At 48.2% G+C, this 26,835-nt stretch carries 25 protein-coding genes; 14 read left to right on the top strand and 11 right to left on the bottom strand.

The genetic code is table 11. The features are described from left to right. Positions 1-5: 5 nt before the first annotated feature. Complete coding sequence (locus tag BLW49_RS12450) at positions 6-269, bottom strand: helix-turn-helix domain-containing protein (RefSeq protein WP_090724914.1); 264 nt, start codon at positions 267-269, stop codon at positions 6-8. Next, positions 248-865, bottom strand: a complete 618-nt coding sequence (locus tag BLW49_RS12445) for a cupin domain-containing protein (protein ID WP_090724912.1) — start codon at positions 863-865, stop codon at positions 248-250. Before BLW49_RS12445 ends, BLW49_RS12450 begins: the two co-directional genes overlap by 22 nt. Before the next feature lie 206 nt (positions 866-1,071). On the opposite strand from BLW49_RS12445, the gene BLW49_RS12440 reads away from it, so the two are divergent. The 5 genes from BLW49_RS12440 to BLW49_RS12420 all read left to right on the top strand — a co-directional run bounded on the left by BLW49_RS12440 (position 1,072) and on the right by BLW49_RS12420 (position 7,986). Next, positions 1,072-1,953, top strand: a complete 882-nt coding sequence (locus BLW49_RS12440; RefSeq protein ID WP_076314275.1) for a sugar phosphate isomerase/epimerase family protein — start codon at positions 1,072-1,074, stop codon at positions 1,951-1,953. 15 nt (positions 1,954-1,968) lie between these two features. Then, entirely contained in the window at positions 1,969-3,003 is a 1,035-nt protein-coding gene (locus BLW49_RS12435; RefSeq protein ID WP_090724911.1) for a Gfo/Idh/MocA family protein, read from the top strand. A gap of 469 nt (positions 3,004-3,472) precedes the next feature. Next, complete coding sequence (locus tag BLW49_RS12430) at positions 3,473-4,393, top strand: macrolide 2'-phosphotransferase (protein ID WP_090724909.1); 921 nt, start codon at positions 3,473-3,475, stop codon at positions 4,391-4,393. A gap of 168 nt (positions 4,394-4,561) precedes the next feature. Next, entirely contained in the window at positions 4,562-6,655 is a 2,094-nt protein-coding gene (locus tag BLW49_RS12425) for a catalase (protein WP_090724908.1), read from the top strand. Between the two features lie 218 nt (positions 6,656-6,873). After that, positions 6,874-7,986 carry a mechanosensitive ion channel family protein gene (locus BLW49_RS12420; protein ID WP_076314289.1) on the top strand — a complete coding sequence of 371 codons (1,113 nt, stop codon included), beginning with the start codon at positions 6,874-6,876 and terminating at the stop codon, positions 7,984-7,986. 106 nt (positions 7,987-8,092) lie between these two features. On the opposite strand, the gene pepT is transcribed toward BLW49_RS12420, so the two are convergent. Then, positions 8,093-9,328 (bottom strand): peptidase T, encoded by a 1,236-nt coding sequence (pepT, locus tag BLW49_RS12415; RefSeq protein ID WP_090724906.1) that lies wholly within the window; start codon positions 9,326-9,328, stop codon positions 8,093-8,095. A 213-nt stretch (positions 9,329-9,541) separates the two neighbouring features. On the opposite strand from pepT, the gene BLW49_RS12410 reads away from it, so the two are divergent. Both BLW49_RS12410 and BLW49_RS12405 read left to right on the top strand, forming a co-directional pair. Next, positions 9,542-9,955 (top strand): SRPBCC family protein, encoded by a 414-nt coding sequence (locus BLW49_RS12410; RefSeq protein WP_090724905.1) that lies wholly within the window; start codon positions 9,542-9,544, stop codon positions 9,953-9,955. A gap of 5 nt (positions 9,956-9,960) precedes the next feature. Then, complete coding sequence (locus BLW49_RS12405) at positions 9,961-10,296, top strand: ArsR/SmtB family transcription factor (protein ID WP_076314292.1); 336 nt, start codon at positions 9,961-9,963, stop codon at positions 10,294-10,296. A gap of 31 nt (positions 10,297-10,327) precedes the next feature. On the opposite strand, the gene BLW49_RS12400 is transcribed toward BLW49_RS12405, so the two are convergent. From BLW49_RS12400 to BLW49_RS12390, 3 genes are read right to left on the bottom strand one after another with little or no spacing between them, the layout of a single operon-like run. Beyond that, positions 10,328-11,284 (bottom strand): DNA-3-methyladenine glycosylase family protein, encoded by a 957-nt coding sequence (locus BLW49_RS12400; RefSeq protein ID WP_090724903.1) that lies wholly within the window; start codon positions 11,282-11,284, stop codon positions 10,328-10,330. Then, positions 11,244-11,792, bottom strand: coding sequence for a methylated-DNA--[protein]-cysteine S-methyltransferase (locus tag BLW49_RS12395; protein ID WP_090724902.1), 549 nt, complete (start codon positions 11,790-11,792; stop codon positions 11,244-11,246). Before BLW49_RS12395 ends, BLW49_RS12400 begins: the two co-directional genes overlap by 41 nt. Before the next feature lie 36 nt (positions 11,793-11,828). Further along, positions 11,829-12,392, bottom strand: a complete 564-nt coding sequence (locus BLW49_RS12390; RefSeq protein WP_090724900.1) for a bifunctional transcriptional activator/DNA repair enzyme AdaA — start codon at positions 12,390-12,392, stop codon at positions 11,829-11,831. Between the two features lie 306 nt (positions 12,393-12,698). On the opposite strand from BLW49_RS12390, the gene BLW49_RS12385 reads away from it, so the two are divergent. Further along, a complete protein-coding gene (locus tag BLW49_RS12385) occupies positions 12,699-13,760 on the top strand; it encodes an LCP family protein (RefSeq protein WP_090724898.1) in 1,062 nt (353 codons plus the stop codon). Between the two features lie 71 nt (positions 13,761-13,831). Here BLW49_RS12385 and BLW49_RS12380 read toward each other — a convergent pair whose 3' ends face one another. After that, positions 13,832-14,662, bottom strand: coding sequence for an AraC family transcriptional regulator (locus BLW49_RS12380; protein WP_090724897.1), 831 nt, complete (start codon positions 14,660-14,662; stop codon positions 13,832-13,834). A gap of 206 nt (positions 14,663-14,868) precedes the next feature. On the opposite strand from BLW49_RS12380, the gene BLW49_RS12375 reads away from it, so the two are divergent. Next, positions 14,869-16,167 (top strand): alpha-glucosidase/alpha-galactosidase, encoded by a 1,299-nt coding sequence (locus tag BLW49_RS12375; RefSeq protein ID WP_076314296.1) that lies wholly within the window; start codon positions 14,869-14,871, stop codon positions 16,165-16,167. 110 nt (positions 16,168-16,277) lie between these two features. Here the strand turns inward: BLW49_RS12375 and BLW49_RS12370 are convergent, their stop codons facing one another. Beyond that, the gene (locus tag BLW49_RS12370) at positions 16,278-17,741 is read right to left on the bottom strand and encodes an alpha-amylase (protein WP_090724895.1); all 1,464 of its coding nucleotides are present in this window, start codon (positions 17,739-17,741) and stop codon (positions 16,278-16,280) included. A 272-nt stretch (positions 17,742-18,013) separates the two neighbouring features. Between BLW49_RS12370 and BLW49_RS12365 the strand changes: the two genes are divergently transcribed. Together BLW49_RS12365 and BLW49_RS12360 are read left to right on the top strand one after the other, a co-directional pair. After that, positions 18,014-19,420, top strand: coding sequence for an MATE family efflux transporter (locus tag BLW49_RS12365; RefSeq protein WP_090724893.1), 1,407 nt, complete (start codon positions 18,014-18,016; stop codon positions 19,418-19,420). A 304-nt stretch (positions 19,421-19,724) separates the two neighbouring features. Further along, the gene (locus BLW49_RS12360) at positions 19,725-20,909 is read left to right on the top strand and encodes an acyltransferase (RefSeq protein WP_090724892.1); all 1,185 of its coding nucleotides are present in this window, start codon (positions 19,725-19,727) and stop codon (positions 20,907-20,909) included. Between the two features lie 289 nt (positions 20,910-21,198). On the opposite strand, the gene BLW49_RS12355 is transcribed toward BLW49_RS12360, so the two are convergent. Genes BLW49_RS12355 through BLW49_RS12345 form a run of 3 tightly spaced genes read right to left on the bottom strand, consistent with a single transcriptional unit; the run spans position 21,199 to position 23,134 of the window. Then, positions 21,199-21,873 (bottom strand): hypothetical protein, encoded by a 675-nt coding sequence (locus BLW49_RS12355; protein ID WP_090724890.1) that lies wholly within the window; start codon positions 21,871-21,873, stop codon positions 21,199-21,201. Then, positions 21,873-22,766 (bottom strand): ABC transporter ATP-binding protein, encoded by an 894-nt coding sequence (locus BLW49_RS12350; RefSeq protein WP_090724888.1) that lies wholly within the window; start codon positions 22,764-22,766, stop codon positions 21,873-21,875. The genes BLW49_RS12355 and BLW49_RS12350 overlap by 1 nt, the downstream gene beginning before the upstream one ends. Continuing rightward, positions 22,766-23,134 (bottom strand): GntR family transcriptional regulator, encoded by a 369-nt coding sequence (locus BLW49_RS12345; RefSeq protein WP_047912709.1) that lies wholly within the window; start codon positions 23,132-23,134, stop codon positions 22,766-22,768. The genes BLW49_RS12350 and BLW49_RS12345 overlap by 1 nt, the downstream gene beginning before the upstream one ends. A 331-nt stretch (positions 23,135-23,465) precedes the next feature. Here BLW49_RS12345 and BLW49_RS12340 point away from each other — a divergent pair, with 331 nt between their 5' ends. The 3 genes from BLW49_RS12340 to BLW49_RS12330 are packed head-to-tail and all read left to right on the top strand — an operon-like array spanning position 23,466 to position 26,796. Next, positions 23,466-24,923, top strand: coding sequence for a circularly permuted type 2 ATP-grasp protein (locus tag BLW49_RS12340; RefSeq protein WP_090724887.1), 1,458 nt, complete (start codon positions 23,466-23,468; stop codon positions 24,921-24,923). Further along, positions 24,924-25,925: an alpha-E domain-containing protein gene (locus tag BLW49_RS12335; protein ID WP_090724885.1), complete on the top strand. Its 1,002-nt coding sequence runs from the start codon at positions 24,924-24,926 to the stop codon at positions 25,923-25,925. 7 nt (positions 25,926-25,932) lie between these two features. Continuing rightward, a complete protein-coding gene (locus tag BLW49_RS12330; RefSeq protein WP_090724884.1) occupies positions 25,933-26,796 on the top strand; it encodes a transglutaminase family protein in 864 nt (287 codons plus the stop codon). The last annotated feature ends 39 nt before the right edge of the window (positions 26,797-26,835 follow it).

Raw genomic sequence — 26,835 nt, 5'->3', positions numbered from 1 at the left:
CCATGTCATTGAGGTATGGATCTCATTTTGCGGACATCCGATGGAGGGATGTTCTTTATTTTTTTGAAGACCCTCCCAAAGTAAGTTAAATTCGAGAAGCCGACAGCCTCGGCGATCTCACTAATACTATAGCTTGTTGTAAGCAGCAATTGCTCTGCTTCCTGGGTACGAAGCGTATGGATGTACTCCTTCAGTGTCTTTCCCGTCACTTTTTTGAACACACTGCAAAAATAATTGGGGCTTAAGCTCACAAGCCGGGCCGCTTCCATAACAGAAATATCCTCCTGATAACGCTCCGCAGCATTTCGAGGAGACGGGAGAGATTGTGCGTGTCAGGCTGACGGTAGGTTCGAACCTCGGCTACCTGCTGTGCATGGCGGAAATACTGTCCAAAGATATGGAGCAGCTCACTCTTAACCATAAGCTCATATCCCGGCTGCTTCTTCTCGAACTCCTCTACCAGTCTCAAGAAGGACAAGCTGATCGTCTGCATGCAGGCTTCCCGGCTTCTTACAATTCTGGGCCACTGCTGCTTGAGATGGAGGTAGGGGAGAAAGTAGTGATGCTCGGTGATATCGAGTCCATTGCCTCTGACGAGAGCTTCATTGAAGACGATGCATACAAGCTGTGTATCCGGTGCCAGCTGTTCAGCTCGATGGAGCTGCTTCGAGTTAACAAAAGCAAGATCCCCTTGCTCCAGAACATCAAAATCACCATCGATCTGGAGCTTCACTTTTCCTGTCTTTACATACACCCATTCCATATGATCATGCCAGTGCAAATAGATGCCGTTTACGAAAAATACGTTAATCGGAAAAGTTCGATCGGGAATCCATGTATTTTCCTTGTGTGGATGCATCGTCATTGAATAACCCCCTTGTCAGAGTCATGTGTACTCAACCATTTCTATCAATATATTGGAGCAAAAAGCGGAATGTCAACGCTATCATCGATACAAACTGCGTAAGATTGTGCGAATATATCGCTAATTCGGATATAGCAGAGGCAAGGCTCCTTTAAGTACCATAGTACTCAGTTAAAGATCCTACTTTAAATGGAGGTTACCACCAAATGCATCCTATTCGAATTGGAACATTGGTTAATGGAGGCGATGCCGTACGTGTACTGCCTCAGATTATCCCTCATGGGTTCGAGTCCTTTTCGCTCACTTTCTGGCAGACAACTGCCGGGATTGATTTGAAGGAGCTTGCCAAAGGGGTGCGGGAACTACTGGACCCGCATCATATCCCAGTTACGAGCTTATCCATATTTGGCAATCCGCTGACTGGGGAGGGGAAGAATGCGGATACGCTGGGAAGCTGGAAGCGTCTGATTGAGCATGCTTCAGATTTTGGAACAGATCTTGTTACGGGGTTTACGGGTCGTATGCCCGGCTCCATTGATGAATCTATTCCGCGGTATGTAGAGGTGTTCGGTGAACTGGCTCGTTTTGCTGAGAGTAAAGGGGTGCGTCTAGCTTTTGAGAACTGCAGCATGGATGGAGATTGGAAGCGTGGAGACTGGAATATTGCTCATCATCCCGCAGCATGGGAGCTTATGTTTAATGCCCTGCCGATGGAGAACATCGGACTGCAATGGGAGCCCTGCCACCAGATGGTCGGCCTGATTGACCCGATTCCACAGCTTAGAAAATGGGTGAGCAAAGTGTTTAATGTACACGGCAAGGATGCCACCATTGCCTGGGATGTCATCAAGGAGCATGGGATTCATGGTCCGGAGCCTTATGTATGGCATCGCACGCCTGGATTCGGGGATACCAACTGGACCGATGTCATTACGATCTTAAGACAGGCGGGCTATACAGGCAGTATAGATATTGAAGGATGGCATGATCCGGTATACCGGGGAGAGCTGGAGATGACAGGTCAGGTTCATGCACTCCGTTACTTGAAGCAATGCCGCGGCGGTGACTTTGTGCCGAATCCGGTATAGAGGGAGGGGAGTCTTATGTCTAAGCACAAAATCATCGTTGCGGGGTGCGGCGGGATGTCCAATACCTGGCTTGATTATGCTGCAGCCAAAGAGGATGCGGAGATTGTTGGGCTGGTTGACCTATATGAAGAGAGTGCAAAGAAAATGGCGGAGCGCCGGAATTTGCAGGTGCCTACATTTACGGAGCTGTCCGCCGCTCTTCAAGCGACGGATGCCAATCTAGTGTTCGACTGCACCATACCCGCCAGTCATAAGGACATCGTCACCTGTGCGATGAAGGCCGGCTGCAATGTGTTTGGCGAGAAGCCAATGGCAGAGAGCTTTGAAGATGCGAAGGAGATTGTAGGAGTCAGCAGCGAGACGGGAAAACGGTATGTAGTCATGCAAAACCGCCGATATTTAAAACAAATCAGGGCACTCCGTGATTTCTTGCACCGTGGCAGGATAGGCAAAATAGGCGCCGTGCATGCCGATTTTTTTCTGGGACCGAGGTTTGGCGGCTTTCGCGATGTCATGAGTAGTCCACTCATTGTTGATATGGCGATTCATACCTTCGATCAAGCACGGTACATTTCAGGGGCAAACCCAGTATCTGTCTACTGTCATGAATACAATCCAGAAGGCTCATGGTATCAGGGTAATGCATCTGCCATCTGTATATTTGAAATGAGCGACGGCTCCGTATTCAGCTACCGCGGCTCTTGGTCAGCTGTCGGCTTGAATACATCCTGGGAAGCGGATTGGCGTATCATCGGAAGCACTGGAACTGCACGCTGGGACGGGCACCGGATGCCGATTGCGGAATTTATCAAAGATCAGGGAGGCACAGGATTTTTTCATGAGGTAGAGCAGGTGGAGCTTGGAGAGAGCTGGACAGGACGCGAGGGACATTACGGCTGTCTCGACGAGATGTTTCAGGCGCTGGACGAGGGAAGGCTGGCTGAAACCGACTGCAGGGATAACATCTATAGTATGGCCATGGTGTTTGGTGCAATAGAGAGTGCAAGAGTGGGCAAGAAAATGGATCTGCAGCCGCTCCTGATGATTTAAATCGTTTATTACCTATTAAAGACGTATCTTCTCATTGTTAAGCCGGTCTAGGGTATGCTAAGCTGATACTAACTCAAATGGGAACGGAGGGTTACGTGTGCTGATTGCTTATATCCGCTTGAGAAATGCTTAGTGCTAAGTTATTCCATATGAATTTAGCAGCTGAAGAGAAACTCTTGTCATCTGTCTTGTGTATAGATGAAGCGGGATAAGTATGTCCACATGTAGATCACTTCTCAAGAATATGCTTGCCTGAGCTATGAGCAGCTCGGGTGCCTGGCATACCTGAGTTGGCATTCTATTTGTCATAAAGCAATGAATGAGAAGAGCTGAGCACGCGGACGCTGGCAAGCTGTGTTCCAGCTCACGCTCTAGGCGCTCATTATGCTTTTTTGCGATCCCGTAAATCGAACACAGGCAGACGATTGCCTGTGTTTTTTTTATTTTGATCAATTAGGAGGAAACAGTAATGACAAATGGATATGAAGAGCAGGAGAATACGAGTGCGGCTAAGGAGCTGCTGGATCTTGCCCGTAAATATGGATTACATTTTGCGTCGAATGAAGCGAAGGTAACCGAGTCGGGGATGGATTTCCAAGTCGCGATGGCGAAGGATGCGTCGGATGTGGACTGGGTCATTCGTAAGCCAAGAAGGTCAGATGTACTCGAGCGTGCTGCGAATGAGAAGAAGGTGCTTGATTATATCCATGGCAGACTGCCCGTGAATGTTCCGGATTGGAAAGTATTCTCGGATGAGCTCATCGCCTATCCTAGACTGGATGGTATTCCTATGGCGGATGTATCGACATCGGGCTATGCCTGGAATACGAACCATGAGGAGCTGAAGGACGAATTTGTGCGATCTTTGGCAGCGGCGCTTGCAGCCCTGCATGCGATTAACGGGACCCAGGCAGCTGGAGCAGGACTGCGGGTGAAGACACCGCAGGAGGTAAGAAGCCATTATGCGTCCCAAGCACAGGAAGTCAGGGAGAAGATCGGGGTAAAGGCGGAGCTGTGGGATAGGTGGCGGGCCTGGCTGTCCGATGAGACATACTGGCCTGATGTATGCGGATTGATCCACGGAGATCTTCATCCGCCTCATATTTTGCTGGATCGTGAGCAGCGAGTGACCGGGCTGATTGATTGGACGGAATCCGAGGTGGCTGATCCGGCTGCCGACTTTACGATCTACTACGCCATTTTTGGGGAGGATGAGCTTCAGCGGTTGCTGACTCATTATGAAGCAGCTGGAGGGAAGGTATGGCCGAGAATGGAGGAGCATATTGTGGAGCGATATGCGGCCTACCCGGTTCTTGTGGGACAATTTGCTCTACTGTCAGGTGATGAAGGAGTTATGGCAATGGCGCGAGGTGCACTCGGTTTGCTTTAAAGTCACGAAGAGTGAAAATTAAATGAAGAAACCATGAGGTAAAGGTGATCTTTATCCTCATGGTTTTTTTGTTGGTGATGAAGCCGTTTAACCGTTATCCATGCAGGGTACTTATTTAAAAGCTTGGACTTATTTGGACTTTAGATGATCAAGAGGAGGAAGGCCAGGATGAGTAACGAAGAAAAGCGCATGAATGAAAATGCCAAGCAGGAGCAGCTGGATTCTTTTCGCGTAAATAATGACGGTAAGAAGCTGACCACCAATCAGGGACTGAAGGTATCTGAAGATGAACACTCCTTGAAAGCGGGAGTCCGCGGTCCGACCTTAATGGAGGACTTTCATTTTCGGGAGAAGATGACGCATTTTGACCATGAGCGTATTCCGGAGCGAATTGTACATGCCCGCGGATTTGGCGCGCATGGTTATTTTCAGGTGTACGAGCCGTTAACCTCTCTTACCCGAGCTAAATTCCTGCAGGATCCTTCTGTGAAGACACCTGTCTTTGTCCGCTTCTCTACGGTCGCAGGCTCGCGCGGTTCGGCGGATACAGTGCGCGACGTAAGGGGCTTCTCCACGAAATTTTATACTGAGGAAGGAAACTATGATCTCGTAGGAAATAACATACCGGTGTTCTTTATTCAGGATGCGATGAAATTCCCTGACTTTGTGCATGCCGTTAAGCCTGAGCCGCATAATGAAGTGCCGCAGGCTTCTTCTGCACATGATACCTTCTGGGACTTCATTGCGAATAATCATGAATCAGCGCATATGATGATGTGGGCGATGTCGGACCGGGCACTGCCGCGGAGCTATCGCATGATGGAAGGGTTCGGTGTACATACTTTCCGTCTGGTCAATGAGGAAGGCGTCGGCCATTTCGTCAAATTCCATTGGAAGCCCGTCCTTGGCGTCCATTCTTTAGTATGGGATGAGAACCAGAAGGTAGCGGGTAAAGACCCGGATTTTCATCGCAGAGATTTGTGGGATGCGATTGAGACCGGCAATTATCCGGAATACGAGCTGGGGCTTCAGATTATTAAGGAAGAGGACGAGTTTTCATTTGACTTTGATATTTTGGATCCGACAAAAATTTGGCCGGAGGAGATCGTTCCTGTGCGCCGAGTCGGCAAAATGACGCTGAATCGCAACACAGACAATTTCTTCGCGGAGACGGAGCAAATTGCTTTCCATCCAGGCCATGTTGTGCCCGGAATTGATTTCAGTAATGATCCGCTCCTCCAAGGGCGTCTATTCTCTTATACGGATACTCAAATCTCCAGACTTGGCGGGCCGAACTTTGCGGAGATTCCGATCAACCGTCCAGTCGCGCCGGTGCATAACAACCAGCGTGATGGCATGCACCGGATGACGATCAATCAAGGTCCGGTGAGTTATCATAAGAACAGTATTGCGGGTAACACGCCTTCGCCTGCATCGCCGCAGGAAGGCGGATATCAGCATTATGCGGAGAAAGTGGAAGGGCACAAGATCAAGGCAAGAAGCGGAAGCTTCGAAGATTTTTACAGCCAGGCTCTGCTGTTCTGGAACAGTATGTCAGCGCCGGAGAAAAAACATCTCATCAGCGCATTCCAATTTGAGCTTGGGAAGGTTCAGCGGATGGAAATACGTCAGCAGGTCATTCATCTGCTGATGAACATTGCTCCTGAGCTGGCTGCTGCGGTGGCTCCTAAGATCGGTGTCCAGCTGCCCGAGTCTGCCGAGCATCCAGCGAAGTCACCGGTGATTGAGTCTTCTCCTGCACTTAGCATGGCGAACACAATTCATTCCGCAAAGACGCGTAAAGTGGCCATACTGGCGGGAGATGGTTTTGATCAGCATGCCATCACCTTGATGAACGCCTTGACTGAAGCAGGTGCCATGGCCGAAGTGGTCAGTGATCATCTGGGACCTGTTGCAGGACAAGGAGGGGTAAGTATGGAGGCGATGCATACTTTCCTCACGAGCGATTCATTACTGTTTGATGCGATCTACGTGGCCGGCGGTGAACATAGTGTGCAGGCGCTTGCAGCCGACCCTAACGCGGCGGAGTTTATTAAGGAAGCTTACAGACACTATAAGCCGATTGGTGCAGTTAATGAAGGAGTATCCTTCCTTATAAAAGGCCTGGGTATGGCGTCTGATTCTGCAGCTGCCTCAGCACCGGGAATTATAACGGCTGCGAGTGGAGAAGAGCTGGGAAGCTTCGCTGAGAAATTCTTGAATGCCATAGCAGCACATCGATTCTGGGATCGCGTTATTTAAGGGGAATAGAAGCAGAGTAAAAGTGACTAAAAAGATCAATATTAAAGACAAGCAATCAAGTGACGGCTGTTCACTTTCTGATTTGCTTGTCTTTTTTTGTTTACCTTTCACCCCAGTGGAATAAAGTCGGTTTTGGATTTGCAATACCTCTTCATGTTACAATGGTCCACAGTATTAAAGGTGATTCGTTTTAAATCGTAGTAAAGGTGTGTCTATTATTGAATTTGAATAGTGTTGTCGAATTTTTTGGTGAAATTAATTGGTTTCGACTAGCCGTTGCGGTGCTTCTTCTGCTGGTCTTTACGGTTTTTAACAAATGGACCTCAACCCGTCTTTTTCGTTTAATGAAACGATTCTTCGGTATGAAGTGGGATAATCTCTACCTGACTGTTCGTAATCCGATCCGCGCTTTAATGATTCTGCTCGGCGTTTCGGGTGCAGTTCGGTTTTATTTCGATGGGGGCGGAGAATGGGTTCTATTCTCCCATCTCATTCGAACCGCCTTTATCGCCTGTATCGGATGGGGATTGTATAACTTATCAGGAAGGTCATCCCGATTCTTTGCCGGTTTTACCACCAAATGGGGCGTTGAAGAGTCGGATATGATCATTCCCTTTTTATCCAAGGTGCTCCGATTCTTAGTTATTGCATTGACACTGACAATTATCGCAGCAGAGTGGGGTTACAGCATTAATGGTTTAGTCGCAGGACTAGGGCTCGGAAGCCTTGCCGTTGCGCTGGCCGCTCAGGATACGCTCAGTAACCTGATCGCAGGCGTTATTATCGTGACAGAGAAGCCTTTCTCGAAGGGTGATTGGATTAAGACCGATACCGTAGAAGGTATGGTAGAGGATATTTCATTTAGAAGCTCGAAGATCCGTACTTTTGCGGATTCTATCGTTATTATTCCGAACAATATTCTTGCGAAGTCGGCCATTACCAACTGGAGTCGGATGGGCAAGAGACGTATCACCTTCGATCTCGGCGTTGCGATTGATTCGGATCGGAAGAAGCTGGTCACAGCCGTTGAGCGGCTTCGTGAATATATTGAGAGTCATCCGGAAGTGGACAAAGAGCTGCTGATGGTTCGTGTTAAAGGAATGACCAATGAACAGATTACGATCTTCTTCTATTTCTTTACGTATACGACGGTTTGGGTCGAGCATATGCGAGTGCTGGAGTCGATCAACTTTGAGATTCTGAACATATTGGAAAAAGAGGGGATCAAGCTGGCTGTGCCGGCACAGCGTTTGTTCGTTGAGAAGAATATGATCTTTGCACCAGAAGAAGAAGTGGATGTGGAGAAGGAACGCGTCTACGCAAACAACTAGTCTCCACATCTGGATAAGATAGAGATTACTCTGCCGTATAGTATAAGCACAAGCAAGCGGCACATCTGTCCCCGCAGGTCAGATGTGCCGCTCTTTTTTATATGCCTTACGCTTCCCGCTGCTCAAACCGCTCTATGATTCCAATGATCACCTGTGTGGCTAAGACCATATGATCTACAGATACATATTCGTAGCGCCCATGGTAGTTCTCTCCGCCGGTGAAAATATTCGGTGTCGGCAGTCCCATGTAGGACAGCTGGGAACCGTCTGTGCCTCCGCGGATCGGGACAATGTGAGGCTCAATATCGAGACTCTTCATCGCTTCGCCCGCAATATCAACGATAAATTTGACGGGTTCAATCTTCTCCCGCATGTTGTAATATTGGTCGCGGAGCGTAAGCTGGACACGTTCTTCACCATATTTAGCCTGAAGATCCTTAGCGATCCGCTCCATGTTTGCTTTCCTTGCTTCAAAGCGTGCACGGTCAAAGTCACGGATGATATAGCTGAGCGTGGTCTCTTCTACGTCTCCTTGTATGGAGTTCAGATGATAAAAACCATCATAGCCATCCGTATGCTCCGGCGCCTCCTCTACTGGAAGCAGACGGTTGAACTCCATAGCGATTTTGGCGGAGTTGACCATTTTATTCTTGGCAGTGCCGGGGTGAACGTTCTTGCCCTTGAAGACGATCTTGGCCGCCGCCGCATTAAAGCTCTCATATTCCAGCTCTCCAAGGGGTCCGCCGTCAACCGTATAGGCATATTTCGCACCAAAGGCTTCAACATTAAACCGGTGTGGTCCGCGCCCAATCTCTTCGTCTGGTGTGAAGGCGACTCGAATCTTGCCGTGCTTGATCTCAGGATGATTCAGCAGGTAGTCCATGGCGGTCATAATTTCGGCAATGCCGGCTTTGTTATCTGCACCGAGCAGGGTTGTCCCGTCCGTTGTAATCAAGGTGTGTCCTTTATAGTTCACAAGCTCTGGAAAATCCTTGGGTGACAGGATAATATTCTGCTCTTTGTTCAGCACAATATCATTACCGTCGTAGGCGTCGATGAGCTGAGGATTTACGTTCTTGCCTGTAAAATCAGTAGCTGTGTCCAGATGCGCTAGAAAGCCGATCACCGGAACTTCTTTGTCTGTATTCGCAGGCAGTGTTGCCATCACATAACCGTTATCATCCATTGTGACTTCCTGCATCCCGATCTCCTGAAGTTCTTCTACAAGCTTGCGGCCTAGTTCCAGCTGGCCCGGTGTAGACGGACAGGTCTCGCTGTTCTCATCCGACTGAGTATCCATACGTACATAACCGGTAATACGCCGAATCAGATCTTGCTTCATGTACTCCTCATCTCCTTATTATGGCGGGACGATAATCCCGTGTTCAATATTTCCATTTTATCATGAACAAACGAAGATTCATAAATTGTAAAATGAAACCTAAGGGTTTCCCTTTACATGAAACCAAAAGGTGTCATATAATCATGAAAGAAATTGAACACACTTATAATCTTAGACAATTTAACTGGGAAATAGCGAAGGAGTAGAGAATAAATGACGCAAACATTGCCGGATATTCAGAAGACAATCGTTATCGATGCGCCCATCGAGAAAGTATGGAGTAAGGTGGCTACGGCCGAAGGTATCGCTGCCTGGTTTATGCCAAATGACTTTGAACCCGTGCTTGGGCATGAATTTCAACTGCATGCAGGACCGTTTGGAAATTCACAGTGCAAAGTGACTGAGCTCGAACCGCCGCATCGGCTCAGCTTCAAATGGGACAAGGATTGGCTCATTACCTTCGAGCTGGCAGAGAAGGATGGGCAGACGGAGTTCACACTTACCCATGGCGGCTGGAGTGTAGAAGAGAAGACCTCCTTCGGCGAAGATCACAGCGTAGTGCGAGACCGGATGTCGGGCGGCTGGACTGGAATTCTTAGCAAGCTGGCAGCGCAGTTTGGAGCGTAGCATTCATGTCAGCTGCACCCAAGCATGATGTCTTTCAAGCGATTGCAGATCCTACCCGCCGGGATTTGCTTCATTTACTGAGCCATGGGGAAATGCCGGTTGGTGCCATCAGTGAGCGGTTTCCCATCAGCCGAACCGCCGTATCCAAGCACCTGCGTGTGCTGGCTGATGCTGGACTTGTACAGGACCGTAAGGTTGGACGCGAGACCAGGTATCGACTGGATACCGAGCCTCTGACCGAACTGAAGCGCTGGTTGTCTTACTATGAGCGGTTCTGGGATAACAAGCTCACGATGCTGAAGCTTTATGCAGAACAGGATGAGCCTTTGCAAGAGGATTAAAAGTAGGATCAAAATCGTCCAGGAGTGTGACCTACAACGTAAGGGTTCTCCATAGATAGAAGACGGCGTAGGCCTCATAGCCTGCCCAAGGCTTAAACAGCTCCCGGATCTGATCAGGAGCCGGCTTCATGCTGAGACCAAGCTGCCGCTTTAGCGCAGCATGAAGTCCGGCATCACCGATAGGAAAGGCAGCGGGATCACGCAGGCAGCGCATCAGCACATAATGCGCCGTCCAGCGGCCGATCCCGCGAATGGAGATGAGCGTCTGCTCGGCTTCCTGGAAGCCCGAAGCAAGAAGGTCCCCCTTCTGGAGCTCACCGCTGTCGATCCTTCTGGCCAGATCCAATATATACTCGCATTTTTTGGTCGTAATTTGCAGCTCCTTCAGTTCCTGTACGGATGCCGTCAGCACAGACTGAGGCGTCGGGAAGAGATAGTACGTCCGCTCTCCAAATGGATGCTGCTCCCCATAAGTCTCGGTGAGGCGGCGTTTTAACGTATAAGCAAACGTCAGATTGATCTGCTGTCCGAGCACTGCCCAGCATAAAGCCTCGAACAGATCAGGAACACCAACGATACGGAGCCCTCGTAATGATTCAGAGAATTTCGAAAGAATAGGGTCAGACGCGACAAGTGTCTCCACAGGAGTGAGATCTCTGTCCAGATCCAGCCATTCGGTTATATAGGCTGCTGCTGCCTGGCATTCTTCAGCACGGAGCGGTGCTTCCAGCAAGGAATGAACAACCAGCGCATGAGTCTCTTGATCGTACTCCAATTGAAGTAGAAGTACGGTTTCCTTCACTTTAATCAGCTTATATATCCTCCCCTGATCCACTTGATGCAGACATTCCAGCTTGGAACGGTTCAAATAATACAGAATCTCTTCATAGTTAAACAGCTTCGGCAGAGACAGCTTAAAGGTGTTATTTCCAGGATGGTACTCCACTCTAGAACTGGAACCGGGCATGTCCGGCTGCGGTATATCCATGATATCCCTCCAAGTTAAGAAGTGCTTCCTTTACTTTCAATCCGCCTGCAAACCCCGTCAGTGTGTTGTTCTTACCAATGACACGGTGGCAGGGAATGATAATGGGCACAGGATTCGCCCCATTTGCCGTACCAACGGCACGGACTGCTTGAGGGCGATCAATCCCGTGAGCAATATCGGAATAGCTGCGCGCTTCGCCATAGGGAATTTGCTGTAACGCATGCCATACCTTCTTCTGAAATTCTGTGCCTCTCAGATCCAGCGGCAGACGGAAGCTCTGTCTTGCTCCATTCATATATTCGTTCAGCTGAGAGACATAGGGTGCGAGCTTCTCGGGACTCTCTATCATATCTGCTCTTGGAAAACGGCGGTGAATCCAGCTCATCAGCACCTCCATCGAATCTGTGGGCCAGGTCACTTTGCACAGTCCCTTCTCTGTTGCGGCTATATACATCGTCTGATGTTGAAATAAAGAATGTCTGAGCTCAGCCCAGTACACGGTCTCCATACGGTATACCTCCTCCTCTGTTCAAATGAATAACCTCTATGTGATATCCCCTTTGCGGTACTGCTGGGGTGTGACACCTGTTCTCTTTTGAAAAACATGGATAAAGTGCGAGACGCTCTTAAAACCGACGTTTAATGCTACATCCTGAATTTCCGAATCCGAGCTCTTCAGCTGTTCCTTCGCATGCTCAATACGGACATGCTGCAGCTGCTGAGCCGGGGACGCTTCGGTAACTCTCTTGTACACCCGCTGCATGTGATATGGACTGATACTGAGCGCTTCAGCGATCTGCGGGAGAGTAAGCGGCTCTCTGTAGTGTGCGTAAATATAGCGGGTAACCCGTTCTGCAATATCAGCATCCGGGTTAATGAGCCCCTGCTTATTCGGCTGGCACCTCTTACAGGCCCGGTATCCGCTGCGTTCCGCCTCATAAATGCTGGCATAGACCGTGACATTTTCCGGCTTCGGTGTTCTGGAGCGGCAGGAGGGTCTGCAGTAGATGCCTGTCGTTTTGATCGCGGAATAATAAATGCCGTCATACCGGTCGCTTCGCGCAAGTATCGCAGCATACACTTTGTCAAACAGCTCCTGATCCCTCACACCTATCATCCTCCATATCCAAATCTTTATTGCCCGAATCAATTTCATGATATCTTTTTTGTCGCTTTAATAAAGGATGAAATTGATCCTACTAAATCACATTATAGGCAACATTCATCCGAAAAGGCACGTTATAGAAATAGGAGAGCAAGATTTCGACGTTCTGCGAAATGAACATTCCTTAATATGGAAAACTGTAGTATATTAGATGAGTTATCGAATCAAAATCTGACCCAAAACATCAAATTTTATTAAAAATGATATATATTGCGTCGACAAAAAAGATAGTGAAGAAAGGAGAAGCTGATGAGCGATCTTGAATACCCGTTGACACGGAGCAACCGTAAGAAAGCCGGCAAGAACAAAAAAGCGAAGAAGAAGACGAAAAAGCCATTAATCATCTCTTTTATTATCCTGCTGCTAGTCGGCTCATTCGCTTATATTTTTCATAAGGAGCTGGGGTGGGCAGCGCTGCAGCTGTTCGTAGAGAAGCCGGTCAAGACGGCACTCGATGATTCTTATGAACCGCTTGATGAAGTTACCGGACCCGCTGTGACAGAAGAAGAGAAGGAGCTGGAGCCGTTCAGCATGCTTCTCCTTGGTGTAGACGAGCGCGAAGGGGATGTCGGCAGATCTGACACGATGATCTATGCCGTATTTCGTCCAGAAGATCACCGGATGCTGCTCTTGTCGATCCCGCGTGACTCCTATGTGCAGATTGCCGGGAGAGATCGAAGAGATAAAGTGAATGCGGCTTATGCCTATGGCGGCGCCAAGATGAGTGTGGAGACCATTGAGCAGCTCTTGGAAACGGACGTAGATTATTATGCAAAAGTGAATTTTAACGCGCTTGTTGAAGTGGTCGATGCGCTCGGCGGTGTCGAGCTTCCTATCACAGAACCGATTCAGAACAAATACAAGTACCATATTCCACTGTACATTGAGGCAAACAAGCCCATCTATACAGGGGAGGATGCACTCAATTATGTAAGGTACCGTGAGGATTCCGATTTCAAGCGGACGGAGCGCCAGCGTATCTTTCTCAAAGCCGCAGCAGAACGGATGCTGCAGATCGGAAATATTACCAAGATTCCAGAAATCCTGTCTATCGCGAGCAGTAATATGAAGACAGATATGACCTCAGACTTTATCCTGGATCTTGGCAAGCTGCTCTATGATAAGGAAGCTGTTCCGCAGATGACCAGTTATATGCTGGAGGGTAGCGGCAAGAGCGATGGGGCCTGGTACTACATGCTGGATGACGAGAAGCTGGACTACGCGCAGCAATTAGTCGATAACTGGACAGATGCGTCCATTACCAGCGATCAGCTGATGGATCCGGAAAAGGATGAAGAGCAAACACCATAATATGAAGGGCCTGTCCTATGCAGACAGGCCCTTTTTGTGTGATCCGCCAGCAGGGGCGTCATTTACGATCATTATTTAAGCTGCTGCCGATAATGGCGGGGAGAATGGCCCTGCTTCTTCTTGAACATCTTGGAGAATAAAAATGCATCGTTATAGCCTACGGAGTGGGCGACATCACTGATTGACAGCTCCGGATTCCGGAGCAGCTCTGCGGCCCGTCTCATCCGGTATTCCAGCAGATAGGACTGAAGCGACACGCCAAAATGCTCCTTGAAGATGCCTGACAGATAGGTGCGGTCAAGACCGACCGCTTCTGCAATATCCTGAATCGTCATCTTCTGACTGTATCCGTTCTCAATGAAGCGGATCGACTTCCGAATATAGCTGTCCCGTGAAGGGGACTTATGGTATGCAGCCGGAGCGGGAGCACTGCGTATGAGATCGCCCAGCACTTTATACAGAACACCCAGACTATGAACATCCCCACCGGCATGATGACGAACATGAATGAGATCGTCATAGAAAGAAGTGAAACAAGTTCCGGATGCAGCTGAATAGATGGGATGCTCAGGCGTACAGCTTCCGCGCTGCAGCAGGGATTTGGCATATATTCCTCTGAAACCGATCCAGGAATAAGTCCAGGGGTCCTCTTCATCGGCGGTATAGTGAATACGTTCATCTGGGAAAATGACAAATCCCTGTCCTGGACCGAGCCGAGCCGTCTGATCTTCATAGCGAAAGCTCCCATGTCCCTTATGGATGTAATGAAGGATGTAGGCATCTCGTAGACCTGGACCCCAGCTGTGCCCGGGTTCACACTCCTGCAGGCCGAAGAAATCCATGCGGAGCTCCATCTTCTCCTGCGAATCCTGGAGGGTTAGATAGACTTCATTGATTGGCATTGTATGATATCCCCTTTTGCACGTATGTAGCTGTATTATACCAAATAAAAGGGGCAAAACGGCTGTAAATGTATTACCGTCCCTAATCAATCAAGTGGGATTATGACATGTTTATCTTGGACTATTCTATGTCCTCCTGCCCTTGCCCAGGCGTATAGTTAGGCTGTATTTAATACAGCGGTTGCTGACTATGGGAGGCAGATAAAATGTCCAAAATTACATTCATTGGTGCGGGGAGCACCGTTTTTGTCAAAAATGTACTCGGCGATGTGATGACAACTCCAGCTTTGCAGGACTTCGAGCTTGCTCTGTTTGATATTGATGAAGAGCGGCTGCGGGACTCCGAGCGGCTGCTTAACAGCATAAAGGAAACGCTCGGCAGCACCTGCCGAATCATCGCCTATCATGACCGCAAAGAAGCACTTCGCGGTGCGAAATACGTCATTAATGCGATTCAGGTCGGCGGCTATGATCCGTGTACGATCACTGATTTTGAAATTCCGAAGAAATATGGTCTGCGCCAGACGATAGCGGATACGCTGGGGATCGGGGGAATCTTCCGTAATCTTCGGACGATTCCGGTGATGCTGGATTTTGCCCGCGATATGCAGGAGGTCTGCCCGGACGCTTGGTTCCTGAACTACACCAATCCGATGGCTGTGCTTACGAATGTTATGAATACGGTTGGCGGCATCAAGACGGTTGGACTCTGCCACAGCGTACAGCACTGCGTCTCCGATCTGTTCCGCTCGCTTGAGATGGATACGGCGGGAGTAGAATCGAAGATTGCCGGCATCAACCATATGGCCTGGCTGCTTGAAGTGAAGAAGGATGGCAAGGATCTGTATCCGGAGATTAAACGCCGGGCGGCTGAGAAGCAGAAGGAGAAGCATCATGATATGGTACGGTTTGAGCTGATGCTTCGGTTTGGCTATTATGTCACCGAATCTTCGGAGCATAATGCAGAGTATCATCCCTACTTTATTAAGAAGAGCTATCCTGAGCTCATCGACAGATACAATATACCGCTGGATGAATACCCGCGCCGCTGTGTTAACCAGATTAATGGCTGGAAGGAAATGCGGGACAAAATATTTGCCAGCGAAAGTATTGAGCACACACGATCTGCAGAGTATGCCTCATACATCATGGAAGCGATGGAGACAGGTAATCCGTTCAAGATTGGCGGTAATGTCATGAATACCGGACTCATTACGAACCTTCCGAAGGAAGCTTGTGTTGAAGTGCCGTGTCTAGTAGACCGCTCTGGCATTACGCCGACCTATGTCGGGGATCTGCCGCCTCAGCTTGCTGCACTGAACCGTACGAACATCAACACCCAGCTGCTGACGATTGAAGCAGCGGTGACTCAGAAGAAGGAGCATATCTATCATGCCGCGATGCTTGATCCACATACAGCTGCCGAGCTGTCCCTGGACGATATTACTTCCCTGTGTGATGACTTGATTGAGGCTCACGGTGACTGGCTGCCGGCATTCAAATAATAGGCCAAGAAGCTGTTCCAAAATTAAATAACATAAATCCCCTGCCTCTCCATAACGTTAGAGGGCAGGGGATTTGTAATTTGGTAAGCATGTTCTATCCAATTAGCGGATCAATTGTTGTTCGATGCTTCAACCCATACCGATACGCTTCCACCGTTCACAGGGAAGTCGGCAAAGCCGTCTTTGCCAATCTTGATCTGATCAGTCCGGTTGCCCGTAATATCGATAAAGGTCTGCCCAGCCCGTTCTGAGCCTACCTTCATGTGCTTCTTGCCCTCTTCGCCATTGCCGATAACGACGGCACATCCGGAATGAGGGAACTCGGCGACCCCGCGCCGTACCCAGCCAATCGTATTCGGATGGTCGAAGTAATCCTCCTGTGGACCATAGGCGTAATGATATCTGGCGTGAAGCAGCGGATCGATCGCATCCTTCTTCGGAGGAATTGGATGCTCACCGGATATTCCATAATAGTCACCGTAGAATACGCAAGGGTATCCACCTTGACGCAGCAGAATCAGCGCATAGGCACTCTGCTTGAACCAATCATCAATCCATGATTCGAGTGCCTCTTCTGGCTGAGAGTCATGATTATCAACGAACGTTACCGCATGAGTCGGATGGGTATTAACGAGTGTATCCTGGAAGATCGTGCTGAGATTGAAGTTCTTCCCAGCCTGGGAGGCCTCATGCAGCTTATAGTGGAGAGATACATCAAATAAGTCAATCTGGTAATCGACCGTGTCCAGGAAGTTCTGACAGGCCGCGAGATCCGGCTTCCAGAACTCACCGACAATGTAAAAATCCTGTCCGCGTTTGTTGATCATCTCTTTAGCGAATTCCTTGATGAATTCATGGTTGATGTGCTTGATGGCATCCAGACGAAAACCGTTGCACTGTAAAGTGTCGATGAGCCATTTACCCCAGCGGATCATTTCCTCTCTGACCTCAGGGATGCTGTAGTCGATGTTAGCGAACATGAGATAATCATAGTTGCCGAATTCATCGTCTACATTCTCGTTCCAGGCCTTGTCTTCTTCTGCCATGCGGAAGATGCCGGTCCGATTGGTCTTGGCATCATAATCTGTGCCGTTGAAATGAGTATGATTCCATTTGAAGCTGGAATACTTGTCACCCCGTCCAGGGTAATCAAATTTGGTCCAGCCCTCAATCTCAAACGGCTTGGAGATATCCTTGGTACGATTGTTAGGATCGACTTCAATGACTTTGAAGCGCTCCGTTGCATCGGCTCCAGCCTTGTGATTCATGACCAGATCGACGTATACGGCAATGCCGTTCTGCATACAGGCGGCTAGTGCTTCGAGCAGCTCCGCTTTGGTTCCGTACTTGGTTCGAACGCTCCCTTTTTGATTGAATTCGCCGAGATCGTATAAGTCATACACTCCATATCCCGTGTCTTCAGGCGAGGAGCCTTTCGTAACCGGGGGAATCCAGACGGAGTCAATGCCTTGTGCCTTCAGCTCGGGAGCTTTCTCGGCCAGTCGTTTCCAATGGGAACCGTCCGGTTCAACATGCCACTCAAAAAACTGCATCATCGTATGATTACGTTTCATGGTATGTTCCCCTCTCCATATCAAAAAATCTCGTGCATCCTATATGTATTTCTTAAGATCGCCGGAAGGGCGGAACTCCAGAACACATAAATGCTTTTATTGTAGAAATAACCCCGAAAAACCTGCAGCTAAACGATGTCCCGCAAAAATATTCTTTTTTTAGGTGATCAAATGAAAATATTATGATAAACTACCTATGTTTTTCATCAATTCCAGAAAATTTTCGAAATCCGTTTTCTTATATTAATTAATGAGTCAGCAAGGGAGAAATTATGACGACGACAGCAACGGGCGGGGGCGCCGCCGAAACGAATAATCTTAAGCTTTTTGCGTTAACCTGGCCCATATTTTTAGAGCTGCTTCTGTTCATGCTAATGGGTACAGTCGATACATTTATGCTCAGCGCGGTATCCGATGAGGCCGTATCGGCCGTTGGTACAGCGAATCAGATCGTAACCATCGCCATTCTGATACTAGAGGTCATCGGTAATGGAGCAGCCATTGTTGTTGCCCAGTACATCGGTTCAAGGAAGCTGGCAGAAGCCTCAAGAGTATCTGCTATCGCGATTACCCTGAACCTGTGTGTCGGACTTGCGATCAGTATATTGTTTGTATTTGGAGGGCGCTCCATACTACAAGCCATGAATCTTTCGGGAGAGCTTCTTGCACTCGGTCAGGCTTATTTAACCATTGTAGGGGGAGGGATATTCCTCCAAGCCTTGATTAACATCCTTGCCGCGATCATTCGGACTTATGGATATACGAAGCAGACGATGCTGGTCTCTCTGGTGATGAATGTTATCCATCTGGTCGGTAACTATGCGCTTATATTTGGGCATTTTGGCTTTAGTCCGCTGGGTGTTCAAGGTGCAGCCATCTCGACGGTGCTCAGTCGATTAATCTGTGTCGTCATTTTCTTCTGGCTCCTGTACAGGGTGCTGTCTGTTCGTATCGAGTGGAAGCATTACTTCACGATTTCCAGAGATTATGTAGGGAAAATTCTGAAGATCGGCATTCCGTCGGCCTTTGAACAGATCATCTATCAGGTCTGTCAGCTCGTCTTCTTATATTATGTCACTTATCTCGGTACGGAATCCCTGGCGACAAGGCAGTATGCTGCTCAGATTTCACACTATATCTATCTGTTCAGCATGGCGGTTTCGATCGGTACCTCCATTCTTGTCGGACGCTTCGTTGGTGCAGGGAATCCGGAAGAAGCATATGCCCGTTTGCGAAAAAGCGTCAAGATCGGGCTGACCTCCACGATTATTATGGATTTGATTATTATTGCGCTGCGGGAGCCGCTTCTTGGGATCTTCACAGACAGCGCCGAAATTATTCGTCTTGGATCGCAGGTGATCCTGTTCAGTATCGTGCTGGAGACAGCCAGAACCTGCAATATGATCATGATTAATTCGCTGCGCGCCGCAGGAGATGCGCGATTCCCGGTATATATGGGTCTCATCTCCATGGTCGGTGTAAGTCTTCCGCTTGGCTATGTACTCGTATTCTCTCTCGATATGGGCCTCCTTGGTGTATGGATGGCGAATGCAGCGGATGAGTGGATTCGAGCGTTCATTATGCATTTCCGCTGGAAGAGCGGTGCTTGGCGCAAGCATGCCTTGGTGGAGCATCTGCCCGTACATGAACAAGCACAGCCTGCTGCAGCACAATCCTGACGGATACCGGCATTGATTGCGATTTCACGCAGTTAGCACCTATCCAAAAATAGCTAATATTAAAAAAAGCCGCCAATAGGTGGTTTTTTTACTAGTAAAAATACAAATAAATCATGTTATCATATACAATAGATTGGTCAGAGTGATTGGATGTTTATCCGTATTTAAAAATAGATTAAGAGATTCTTAAGGTACACAGAACATGAATGATCTATGATAGATGAAGCACTGTGAGCTCAGAAGATCCTGTTATATAAGGACAAATTGCTGAACTCTATTATATAGAAACAAGGAGTTTTAAATGATGAGTCAAACACAATTAGAAAAAAGGGAACGTATTCCCGAGCTGAACCTGGTACGATGTATGGCGATTCTCGGGGTATTGACCGTGCATTCGTCTTCATTTGCGACATTAAACATGATTGATTCCGGTATGTACGGTGTATACAACTTCTTCAATATTTTTATGAAGTTTGGTACACCGACATTTATTTTTCTCAGCAGCTTTGTCTTGTTCTACAATTATTACACAAGACCGCTGGACAAACAGCTGGTCACAGGCTTTTATAAGAAACGGTTGCTTTACATCCTGATTCCGTATTTTATGTTCTCACTCTTTTACTTTGGAATCCTGCATGTGACGCATTATCCGGACCGTTCCTTAGTGGATACAATAACAAGCTTCACTGATAAGCTGTTTACAGGTAAGGCATATACGCACTTATACTTCGTATTTATCAATATGCAGTTTTATATTTTATTTCCGCTTGTGCTGTGGCTGTTCAAGAAGGCGCCATCGCTTGTCAAATGGGCAGTCCCGATCGGTCTAGCGATTCAATGGGGATTTATTCTCATGAACAAGTACGGAGTCATCTCTGTTGCAAATAAAGGAAGCTGGTCACCGTCTTATTTTGCCTATTTTATGCTGGGTGCATTCCTTGGCGTATACTTCCCTAAGATCAAACAGTGGATTGTGATGAAAAAGGAGTATGCCACGCCGGCTAAGATTACCGCCTGGATTGGGCTCTGGGTAGTCTGGCTTGGTGCGGGGATTGCCCATGCGCAGATTTGGTATCTGAACCGCAAAGGCATTGCCGTATACGATTCGCTCTGGTATGAATTTTTGTGGAACCTGCACACATTTGCAGCGGCTCTGGTGCTCTTCCAGATCGCCTTCCTGCTATATAAACGTGAACGTGGGCAGAACATGTTTGTACGCGGTATGTCTCGCATTGGTGGACTGTCCTTCGGGATTTACTTGATTCACCCTTTCTTCCTGCTGATCTACCGCGAGTTCCCGCCGCAAACCGGGATCTCTATGCTGCACCATCTATGGTACGTAGGCGGCTTCTTGGTGGCACTGATCGGTTCGTATATCGTCGTGTCGCTGGCATCTCGAATTCCACAGTCGTGGATCCTGTTCGGGAACCTGCCGAAGCCGAAGAAGAAGGAGCGCACTATTGGGGAGAAGAGAGACCTCCCTGCATAATCAATCTTTTCTCATACAAAAAAGCATGCCGCGAAATTTAGCGGCATGCTTTTTTGTGCGCTAACCATGGTCGAGCCGTTTAGCAAAGACCATGCGTACTACCTCATATCCCAAGCGGAATTTTTGGATGGCGAACGACTTTTGCGTTAGCAACCGGAGAGAGCCAGCCAAAAATGGAGCGCCTGACTTTTGCTTTAGCAACCGGAGAGAGAGAATCAAAAAATGAAACGACTGAATCTGCTAAATCAAAAATAGAGTGTCAAGTAAGCCGCTCAAAACATGGAGCGGCTTACTTGACAGTCGACCTGCGCAGCAAGAAATAGGTAATGACGACAAACAGCAGAGTGAAGGGAGTCAGGTACCAGATGGAATCGGTCTGATAAGTTACAAAGAATCGGCTGACTTCATCCCATAGTTCATAGAACGTAACGAGCACGCTCGCAATGCCCATGACAACGAACAAAAGTACAAGCAGCCCAGCCAGCACTAGAGCACCAAATCTGCGGGCAATGCTGGGGAGTAAGAAGCCGAAGAAGCAGAAGAAGGTGAATACGACAAAGTTGAGCCCGAGGAACTCCAGAAAACCGAGCTCGTTAGTAAACGGAAAGTTAAAGAACCCAAGCCCAGTCCCCCAGGAGGTGGCCTTCTCTATGGCCCGCAGCACAGCGAGTACGATTGAGGCGACGAGCATATGGACGGTCAGCCAGATAACAGTTCCTGAGTAGTAATCCTTTCTTCTGACACCGAAGCCGAGCAAGAACGAGAAATTCATAGGCACGATAATGATGCCAAGTGTCATCATGAATACATAAATGCTCAGCACGCCTCCAGAAGTATAGGGCCCAGTAAAGGTGCTGACGATCAAATTGGTCAAAAAGTTAAATATCATAATCGTGTAGGGCATGTAAACCCACAGCCACCGATCGATATGGTGAGTTCTGATGACATTACGTATACCTGGCATTATAGAATCACCTCTTCCTTATTACGGTTGTTGGTCAAATGGACAATGAATTGCTGAAGCGATACAGGGGCTACGTCCAGATGTTTGCTCTCAGCTTGTTTACGGAAGTCTGAAATTCCTTCGCTTCGTACTGTGACTTGAAGTATAGAGCCCAGCGTCTCGCTGTGAAGGACTTTTTTGTTATGAATAAATGCTTCCACATCCTGCTTCTTTCCACTGATCGTATAGGCAGCTCCTCTTAGCTTCTCTGCCTCTTCACTCAGCAGAATCCGGCCGCTGTCAATAAGGATGACATGCTCAAGCATGGCGCTGATCTCATCAATGAGATGCGTCGATAAAATAATGGTGCGAGGATGCTCCATATAGTCCTGAATCAGCCGGTCATAGAACATTTGTCTTGCGGTAGCATCCAATCCGAGATAAGGCTCATCGAAGATGGTGAGCGGAGCACGGCTGGCCAGACCGACTACGATACCGACGGCAGAAAGCATCCCCCGAGACAGCTTCTTCACATGACGTTTCAAAGGAAGATTGAACTCCGTCAGCAGGGTGTCTGCAAGCTTCGCGTCCCAATTCGGAAATTGGTAGGAGGCAATGGCGATGACATCTCTGATCCGGAAGGAATCCGGATATTTTTGACTCTCTTTAATAAAGCACATTTGATTGAGCATCTTGGCATTCTCATAGGGTTCCTCACCAAACACCCGAATTTCGCCGGACGTGGGGAAGATCTGGGCAGTTAAGATGTGCATCAAGGTTGTTTTACCTGCTCCGTTTCGTCCGAGAAGTCCATATATTTTGTTTTCTTCTATGTTCAGACTGATGTTATTAATCGCGGTGACATCATTTCCGAAGCTTTTGGTCAGATTCCGGATTTCCACTACATCACGCATTATCGTTTCTCCTCCCGTTGAATCATAATAGACAGCTCTTCTTTGCTGATGCCGAGCTTCTGTGCCTCTTGGATCATCTTGGTGACATATTGCTCATAGAATTGCTCTCTGCGTTTCTCCATAACCATCCCCCTCGCGCCTTTGGCTACAAACATGCCAATTCCTCGTTTCTTGTACAGCACGCCTTGATCGACCAGCAGATTTACACCTTTGGCGGCTGTGGCAGGATTAATTTGATAAAAAGAAGCAAATTGATTCGTTGAAGGGACTTGAGCTTCTTCTTCCAAACCACCCTCAATAATGTCGTCTTCGATTCGTTCCGCGATCTGTATAAAAATGGGGCGGTCATCATCCATTTGCAGTCCCATGTGCCACCTCTCCTCATTGGTTAGTTACTTATGTAATTAACCATACAAGCAACAAGGTGAGAAGTCAACACTTTTACAAAAAATAGGCGCAATGTAATCGGTTGCTCTTCATTCCATCCTCGCTGTCGTTTCGGATTACAAAAATGAAGTGTAATATAATCTAACGTGTTGTATAATGATTAACACAAATCAGCTGTTTTTCAGTAATTAATCACATTTCAGTAGCAGGAAATATTACATTATTCATCATGAGGCCTTAGTGTATTCGACATTGTTCTGCTTCAATAGGCAGCTTCCCTGACACAAGAAAAAGATAAAAGGGGATGACGTTATGCTGATTCCGTATCAAACGGAGCCGTTCTTTGATGAGATGTTCATGCAGGCGGGTGAGCCGAGGCTTCATTATGCCGAGTTCTATCGCAGACTCAGACGCTTTACAGCAGAAGAGCTGAAGGAGAAGCATGAAACTGCACAGCTGTCTTTTTTAAGACAAGGAATTACTTTTACGGTATACAACAATGAGATAGGAACAGAGCGTGCAATGCCCTTTGATTTTATTCCCATTATCATTCCCCCTAGAGACTGGGAGCTGATTGAGAAGGGGATGATTCAGCGCTCAGAAGCCCTCAACCTCTTTTTGGAGGATATCTACGGTGAACAGCACATTATTCGTGACCGGGTCATTCCTAAAGAGCTGATTATGAACAACCCCTACTACTATCATAAGCAAGTGAAGGGAATAGACATTCCACTGAACAACCATATCTTCCTCGCAGGTATTGATCTGATTCGGGATGATCAGGGTAAATATCATATTCTCGAAGATAATCTGCGCAATCCGTCCGGTATGTCCTATGTGTATCAGAATCGCTACGTTATGCGTCAGGTTTACCCTGAATTGTTCGCCAGACACTCGATTCACCCGCTTGAACATCAGCTTGTTCATCTCTACCAAGCCTTGCTTGACCATACACCGCAGTCCTTCAGCTTCTCCTCCTCCCCCTGTGCGGTGCTATTGACTCCAGGTATGTACAATTCGGCTTATTATGATCATGTGTTTTTGGCTCAGCAGATGGGTATTCCTTTAGTAGAAGGAAGAGACCTTACAGTGGTAGATGATGTTGTATATATGAAGACGATCCGCGGACTTCGAAGGGTCGATATTATTTATCGCCGGATTGATGATGATTTTCTTGATCCGCTGCATTTTCGCAAAGACTCTGTCCTTGGCGTCTCTGGCCTCCTCTCCGCTTATCGCAAAGGCAATGTTGCTATACTGAATGGCATCGGAAACGGGGTTGCTGATGATAAAGCCATCTACGCTTACGTCCCCGATATGATCCGTTATTATCTGAACGAAGATCCAATTCTGTCGAATGTCGAAACGTATCGTTTAACCGAACGCTTGGAACGGGAGTGGGTGCTGGACCATCTGGAGGAGCTGGTCGTCAAGAACGTCGGAGCCTCCGGCGGCTATGATATGCTGATTGGCCCGCATGCGACAGGCGAAGAGATCGATAGGTTCAGGCTAAAAATCATGCAGCAGTCTCATCAGTATATCGCCCAGCCCACCATACGCTTATCTAGAGCACCGTCCTTTCAGAACGAACGCTTTTACCCGTGCCATGTCGATCTGCGCGTATTCGTTATCCGGGGCCGGAACACGCATGTGCTCCCTGGCGGACTCTCACGAGTTGCCCTTAAGGAGGGGTCGCTTGTTGTTAATTCCTCGCAAGGCGGGGGTGGAAAGGATACATGGATTCTGCGGAGAGAGGGAGGAGAGGTATAGATGCTGAGCAGAGTGGCAGATTGCTTATACTGGATGTCCCGTAACATTGAACGGGCAGAGAGCAACGCGCGTATACTGAATGTACAATTCATTCAGATGCTGGAAGCTTCAGAGGAAGAGATTCTTGCCAAGCATGACTGGGAGATGATCTTTGAAATATGTGCACGGACCGATCTGTTTCATGAAGCAATGCAGGAACGAATGGGGGCGGAGCAAGCGCTTATTCACCAGCTTGTCTTCGCAAGGGCCAATCCCAATTCCGTGGTGAACTGTGTCCAATATGCCAGGGAGAATGCAAGAATGACGAGAACCCAGCTCCCGGATGACCTCTGGGAGATCTGGAACGATGTTTACCTGGATATGAACCGGATGAACAGAGGAGAAGATATCGACAGCAGAGAGGTAAGGCGCTGTCTTGAGCGGACGAAGATTGCTTCCCTTACTGCGAGAGGCATCATCGAAACCTCGATGTCACGCGGACCTGCCTATCATATGATCAACGTTGGCAAATGGCTCGAGCAAGCAGAGAAGACAGCTCGGATTCTGGATGTCGTAAGCAGCTATATCTATGCAGATCCGGCCTGCAGAGGCCAAGGAGAATCGTATTACTGGCGTCTGGCTCTGCAACTGGCAAATGGGTATGAGGCATTTCTGAAGCGTCATCCGCCGGCTATGGAGCCCGGTCCGATCCTCAGCTTTCTCGTTGCGGATGAAGCCTATCCCAAATCGATCCGCTACTGCATAAGCCAGGTACGGGAGTCGGTTCAAATTCTGGAGTATGGCAGGGTATCTCATTATTCCTGGGAGATGTATGCTTCCCTTGATGATCTGCTGGGTATGCTGGATGAGGTCCATATTACGGAGCTGAGGGGACCGGAGCTGGACTTCTTTCTCAGCCAATTTCAAGAAAAGTGCAGAGAGATCGGCCATGTGTTCTCGAGAACTTATTATTTAATGGATACAGGAGAGCGGCAGTTTCAATTTCACTACGCAGGAGAATAGAGAAGCGATGAAATACAAAATTGTGCATACCAACACGTTTAAATATGACGCTCCGGTGGATCAGAGCATGAATACAATACGGCTGCGTCCACTAGAGGATGAGTGTCAGCAGCTAATATCATACCGTACCGATATCCATCCTTCGGCTCTGACGAAGGGGCATGAGGATGTGTGGGGGAATTATGTGGAAGAATTCTTTATCGCGGAGCCCCATACCTCTCTGGAGGTCATTGCTACCTCCATTGTGACGGTGCAGCGGAGTCCTTTTTTGCAGGATATTCCGTACTCCTCTGAGATGAAGACGTTGTTTGAGTCTCATTTATATAAAGAGCATTATGGAGCTTATCTAGTGGAGACCGCGTATACCAAGCTTAATATGGAGCAGATTCGAGCTGTACAGAAGGAAGCGGGGAGCATGAAGGATCCGCTCAGTTATGCATTACAAGTGATGGATTATCTGTACAGCAGCTTCACCTATGATAAAGACTCTACTGACGTAGAAACAACGGCAGAGGCGGCTTTTGAGCACAGTAGAGGGGTCTGTCAGGATTTTTCTCACGTTATGCTGGGGATTCTGCGGGCCAGTGGCATTCCATCACGTTATGTGAGTGGTTATCTGTACGTAGGAGAAGATTCGGCACTGAAGGGAGATGCTGCTTCGCATGCGTGGGTTGAGGTGATGGTGCCTGGCATTGGCTGGGCGGGTCTTGATCCGACGAACAATGTGGAGGCACTATCCAATCATATAAGAGTGGGTACGGGCCGCGATTATGCCGATGTGAGTCCACTGCAAGGAAAGTATCGGGGCGGAGAGTCCACTCTGGATGTCGGTGTTTCGGTACAGCTGCTGGATGCAGACGAACCGGCATGAAGAGCTGCAAGGGTCTGAAGCGAGGAAGAATGGTTTCGT

Origin of the sequence: Paenibacillus sp. PDC88 (assembly GCF_900106725.1) — a bacterium.
Lineage (GTDB): Bacteria > Bacillota > Bacilli > Paenibacillales > Paenibacillaceae > Paenibacillus > Paenibacillus shunpengii.
Note: the sequence above shows the minus strand (reverse complement) of the source record. Positions and strands in the feature narration are given on the sequence as shown.

Coding starts and splice junctions, on each gene's coding strand:
- BLW49_RS12425 (WP_090724908.1), top strand. CDS start 4,562: ATGAGTAACGAAGAAAAGCGCATGAATGAAAATGCCAAGCAGGAGCAG.
- BLW49_RS12395 (WP_090724902.1), bottom strand. CDS start 11,792: ATGGAGACCGTGTACTGGGCTGAGCTCAGACATTCTTTATTTCAACAT.
- BLW49_RS12450 (WP_090724914.1), bottom strand. CDS start 269: ATGGAAGCGGCCCGGCTTGTGAGCTTAAGCCCCAATTATTTTTGCAGT.
- BLW49_RS12435 (WP_090724911.1), top strand. CDS start 1,969: ATGTCTAAGCACAAAATCATCGTTGCGGGGTGCGGCGGGATGTCCAAT.
- BLW49_RS12380 (WP_090724897.1), bottom strand. CDS start 14,662: ATGCCAATCAATGAAGTCTATCTAACCCTCCAGGATTCGCAGGAGAAG.
- BLW49_RS12345 (WP_047912709.1), bottom strand. CDS start 23,134: ATGGGACTGCAAATGGATGATGACCGCCCCATTTTTATACAGATCGCG.
- BLW49_RS12430 (WP_090724909.1), top strand. CDS start 3,473: ATGACAAATGGATATGAAGAGCAGGAGAATACGAGTGCGGCTAAGGAG.
- BLW49_RS12440 (WP_076314275.1), top strand. CDS start 1,072: ATGCATCCTATTCGAATTGGAACATTGGTTAATGGAGGCGATGCCGTA.
- BLW49_RS12360 (WP_090724892.1), top strand. CDS start 19,725: ATGAGTCAAACACAATTAGAAAAAAGGGAACGTATTCCCGAGCTGAAC.
- BLW49_RS12355 (WP_090724890.1), bottom strand. CDS start 21,873: ATGCCAGGTATACGTAATGTCATCAGAACTCACCATATCGATCGGTGG.
- pepT (WP_090724906.1), bottom strand. CDS start 9,328: ATGAAGCAAGATCTGATTCGGCGTATTACCGGTTATGTACGTATGGAT.
- BLW49_RS12370 (WP_090724895.1), bottom strand. CDS start 17,741: ATGAAACGTAATCATACGATGATGCAGTTTTTTGAGTGGCATGTTGAA.
- BLW49_RS12405 (WP_076314292.1), top strand. CDS start 9,961: ATGTCAGCTGCACCCAAGCATGATGTCTTTCAAGCGATTGCAGATCCT.
- BLW49_RS12335 (WP_090724885.1), top strand. CDS start 24,924: ATGCTGAGCAGAGTGGCAGATTGCTTATACTGGATGTCCCGTAACATT.
- BLW49_RS12385 (WP_090724898.1), top strand. CDS start 12,699: ATGAGCGATCTTGAATACCCGTTGACACGGAGCAACCGTAAGAAAGCC.
- BLW49_RS12365 (WP_090724893.1), top strand. CDS start 18,014: ATGACGACGACAGCAACGGGCGGGGGCGCCGCCGAAACGAATAATCTT.
- BLW49_RS12340 (WP_090724887.1), top strand. CDS start 23,466: ATGCTGATTCCGTATCAAACGGAGCCGTTCTTTGATGAGATGTTCATG.
- BLW49_RS12375 (WP_076314296.1), top strand. CDS start 14,869: ATGTCCAAAATTACATTCATTGGTGCGGGGAGCACCGTTTTTGTCAAA.
- BLW49_RS12350 (WP_090724888.1), bottom strand. CDS start 22,766: ATGCGTGATGTAGTGGAAATCCGGAATCTGACCAAAAGCTTCGGAAAT.
- BLW49_RS12410 (WP_090724905.1), top strand. CDS start 9,542: ATGACGCAAACATTGCCGGATATTCAGAAGACAATCGTTATCGATGCG.
- BLW49_RS12330 (WP_090724884.1), top strand. CDS start 25,933: ATGAAATACAAAATTGTGCATACCAACACGTTTAAATATGACGCTCCG.
- BLW49_RS12445 (WP_090724912.1), bottom strand. CDS start 865: ATGACGATGCATCCACACAAGGAAAATACATGGATTCCCGATCGAACT.
- BLW49_RS12400 (WP_090724903.1), bottom strand. CDS start 11,284: ATGGATATACCGCAGCCGGACATGCCCGGTTCCAGTTCTAGAGTGGAG.